Annotated in this window: 4 protein-coding genes and 1 tRNA gene; 2 read left to right on the top strand and 3 right to left on the bottom strand. The window is 68.7% G+C overall.

All coding sequences use genetic code 11. The annotated features are described in order from the left end of the window. Positions 1 to 35: 35 nt before the first annotated feature. Positions 36 to 944, bottom strand: coding sequence for a peptidylprolyl isomerase (locus G4D86_RS43515; protein WP_164000761.1), 909 nt, complete (start codon positions 942 to 944; stop codon positions 36 to 38). A gap of 192 nt (positions 945 to 1,136) precedes the next feature. Between G4D86_RS43515 and G4D86_RS43510 the strand changes: the two genes are divergently transcribed. Together G4D86_RS43510 and G4D86_RS43505 are read left to right on the top strand one after the other, a co-directional pair. Next, positions 1,137 to 2,120, top strand: a complete 984-nt coding sequence (locus G4D86_RS43510) for a peptidylprolyl isomerase (protein WP_164000759.1) — start codon at positions 1,137 to 1,139, stop codon at positions 2,118 to 2,120. Positions 2,121 to 2,309: 189 nt separating this feature from the next. Continuing rightward, positions 2,310 to 2,392 (top strand) — tRNA-Sec (locus tag G4D86_RS43505). 21 nt (positions 2,393 to 2,413) lie between these two features. Here G4D86_RS43505 and G4D86_RS43500 read toward each other — a convergent pair. Next, positions 2,414 to 2,827, bottom strand: coding sequence for an MAPEG family protein (locus tag G4D86_RS43500; protein ID WP_164000756.1), 414 nt, complete (start codon positions 2,825 to 2,827; stop codon positions 2,414 to 2,416). 66 nt (positions 2,828 to 2,893) lie between these two features. Beyond that, entirely contained in the window at positions 2,894 to 3,184 is a 291-nt protein-coding gene (locus tag G4D86_RS43495) for a VOC family protein (RefSeq protein ID WP_164000754.1), read from the bottom strand. Positions 3,185 to 3,295 lie beyond the last annotated feature (111 nt).

The raw sequence follows: 3,295 nt of genomic DNA, 5'->3' as shown, positions 1-3,295 counted from the left end.
AAAGCCCCCTCCATACGGTCCCATTCCCGCTGAGACTAGGGACGCCCTGCCACGTCGATCTCAATCGCTCCCGCCCGCCGCAGCCGCTCGAGCAGGTCTTCGAATACCTTGCGCTTGCGCTGCGGGAGCATCCGCGCCTCCACCTCCGCGCGGACCTCCTCGAACGGCGGGACTCGCGCCTCGCGGCGCTCCAGGAGCTGGAGCACCAAGAAGCCTCCCATTTCCGTCACCACCGGGCTCACCTCGCCCACCTTCTTCAGGGCAAAGGCCGCCTTCTCCACCGCCGCATCCCCACGCCAGTCCCCGCGCGCGAGCAATCCCAGCTCACCGCCCTGTGCCCTCTCCGGCCCATCCCCGCCCGCAGCCACCTTCGCCCTCGGCTGGCCCGCCTGGAGTTGCTGCGCGAAGCGCTCCGCGCGCTGCCGCGCCTGGGTCCGCTGGGTCGCCGACGCCCCGGCCGGCATGGCCGCGAAGATGCGCACCACCCGCACCCGCTCTGGCTGTGTCAGCTCCGAGAGGTGCCCCTCGTACCAGGCGTGCAGCTCCGCCTCCGAGGGCGCCCCTGCCGCGCGCTCCTCCTCGGCCAACAACGCCTGGAGCATCAGGCGCTCTTCCAGTGCCCGGACCTGCTTCTGGATTTCAGGCTTTTCGTGCAGCCCACGCGCGCTGGCTTCCTGGGCCAGTAGACGCTTGTCGATCATCGACCTTACAAACTCGTGCCGTCCGTTGGGCCCTTCGAACTGCTCGCGCAGCGGCGAGGGGAGCCGGGAGGACTCTGCGAGCAGCTCCTCCTCCGTGACGACGCCCCCGTCGTAGCGCCCTACCACCCTGCCGCCATCCGGCAGGCTCGCCTGGCCCTGGGCGGACGGCTCCCGGGCCGGCGGCGTACAGGCCACGGCAAAAAAGGCAAGGGTCAGCCCTGTAATGAAATGGAACGGCCTCATGGAGGGGCGCTCACTGCTTGGGTGGATGTTCACCGGGTCGGCCCCGTCCCGATGGCTGCTGTTCGCGAGCGCACGATCCACGATTCCGGGGCTATTATGCAAGAATCTCTTTCAACTCGCCGCACGTCTTCCCGGCCCCGACGCATCAGGTCTGGGGGCTGCGAGCCTGCCCAACCGCTCGGAATCCCTGTCATGCGTATGCTTTCCCCTTCCCTTCGACTCCCCCTTCTGGCCTCGCTCGTCCTCCTGGGATGCTCGGGCGACAAGAGCTCCGGTTCGGAGGCTGCCAACGGCAAGCAGGGCCCTGTGGTGGCGCTGGTGAATGGCCAACCCGTGACGGCGGAGGAGGTGGAGGCGAAGCTGCGGGAGCAGCCGGCGTTCATCCGCGCTCGCTACGCCACGCCCGAGAAGAAGAAGGAGTTCCTGGACAACCTCATCCGTTTCGAGCTGCTGGCGCAGGAGGCGCAACGGGCAGGGCTGGACAAGGATCCGGAGATCCAGGCCACTCTCCAGAAGGTGATGGTGCAGAAGCTGCTTCGCCAGCAGCAGGAGGCCACCGGCACGCTGTCGGAGACCGAGCTGCGCAAGTACTACGACGAGCACCTGTCCGAGTTCGTCCGTCCGGAGCGCGTGCGCGTCAGCCACATCTTCCTGCCCGCCGTCGAGGGTGACACCGCGAAGCGCAACCAGGCCCGCGCGGCGGCCACGAAGTTGCTGGCGGACGTGAAGGCGAAGTCCGCGGGGGCCAATACGAGCGCCTTCGAGCTGGCGGCGGCGGAGCACTCCTGGGACAAAGCCACGAAGTCCGCCGGTGGGGACCTGGGCTTCCTCTCCCGCGAGGAGCTGACCCAGGCCTGGGAAGCTCCGCTGGCGGCTGCGGCCTTCGCCATCACGGCGGACTCGGGCGTGGGCCCGGTGGTGGAGACGAGCAAGGGCTTCCACCTGGTGAAGCTGCTGGGGCGGCAGCTCGGCACCAATCAGGACTTCGACTCCGTGAAGGCGCGCATCGAGAGCCGCCTCCTCTCCGAGCGCCGGGCGCGCGCGCTCGACGACTTCATCGCCGGATTGAAGTCCAAGGCGAAGATCGAGGTGCGCGACGACGTGCTGGCCCAGGTCAAGGTGGACGCCGAGGGTGCGCCTGCCCTGCCTCCCACCTCTGACGCGCGGCAGCCGTAGCGCCCTCGTGCGCGGCGCGCCAGTCCCGGGACGGCTCCGGGACGCGTGTCCGACGAGATGAAGGAGGCCATGAGCGCGCCGGCATCACCGGCGCGAAGTTCACGGACGCAACCGGCCCCGACCTTCCACTCAATTCTGGATGTGGATGTGGGGACCGCCCCAGACCTTCTGTCCCGCCGGGCACCTCGCGGATCGGGGTGGCGGGGCTTCAAAACCGGTGAGGGGCGCTGAGAGACGTCCCTGGCGAGTTCGATTCCCGTGCCATACCGCCACCTGCCCTCAACGGGAGACGCTCAGCCCCAGGGCCGCAGCCAGAGCAGGTACCCGGCGAGCCCCAGCTGCACGGCCAGGGTCAGCAGTGCGCCCACCACCTGCACGCGACTGGCCTTGATCAGCCCGAACGCATGGGCCAGCCGCGCCACGAGCAGCGCGCCACCGAAGGCATGGAGCGCCATCGAGCTTCCGCCGCACAGCTCGGCCACCAGCAGCAGGATGAGCGCCAGCGGAACGTGCTCCGCGTTGTTCCCGTGCGCGCGGATGGCGGCAATCAGGTCGGCGTGTCCTCCGTCGCCCCGGAACACGTTGTGCTTGCCGCGCACTCGGCTGACGTTGACGCCGAGCCCTACCGTGAGGAATGCGTTGAGCGCTGCGTAGAGTGCCGTCACGGGGACCGCGAGCAACGTCGTCCCGAGCAAGGTGTCGGTCAAGGGTGTTCCTCCAGCTGCGAGAGGCCGGGGACCGTATCCGCCAGACCGCAGTCCGCCCACGGATTTCTAGGCGAAGTGCCAGCACACCCCGGCTGGGTCGATCAGGTGCACCTCGCGCATGCCCCACGGATACAGCGTCGGCGCCTTGGCGCGGACGCCCGGGTAGCGCTCCAGCACGCCGCATTCCTGAAGGTGTCGCCACCACGCATCCAGGTCATCCACCCGGACGAACATCATCAAGTTCTCCTGCACGGTGGGGTTGTGGAAGTCCTGGAGGAGGAAGACCGCCGCACCGAGCTGGAGCTCCGCGAGCCCCTGCCCTTCCCAGTTCACCGTGAAGCCTAAACGACCGATCACGATTCTCGAACGGTCTCATGCTGCGCGTCGAGCGGGGCCGGCGCGCAGCAGCGGGCTCGCGGTCTGCTGCGCGTTGCGAGCTTCCAGGTAGGCATCCACCTCGGCCATGAG

It is taken from the genome of Pyxidicoccus caerfyrddinensis (genome assembly GCF_010894405.1).
Lineage (GTDB): Bacteria > Myxococcota > Myxococcia > Myxococcales > Myxococcaceae > Myxococcus > Myxococcus caerfyrddinensis.
This window is presented reverse-complemented; position numbering and strand designations above follow the sequence as displayed.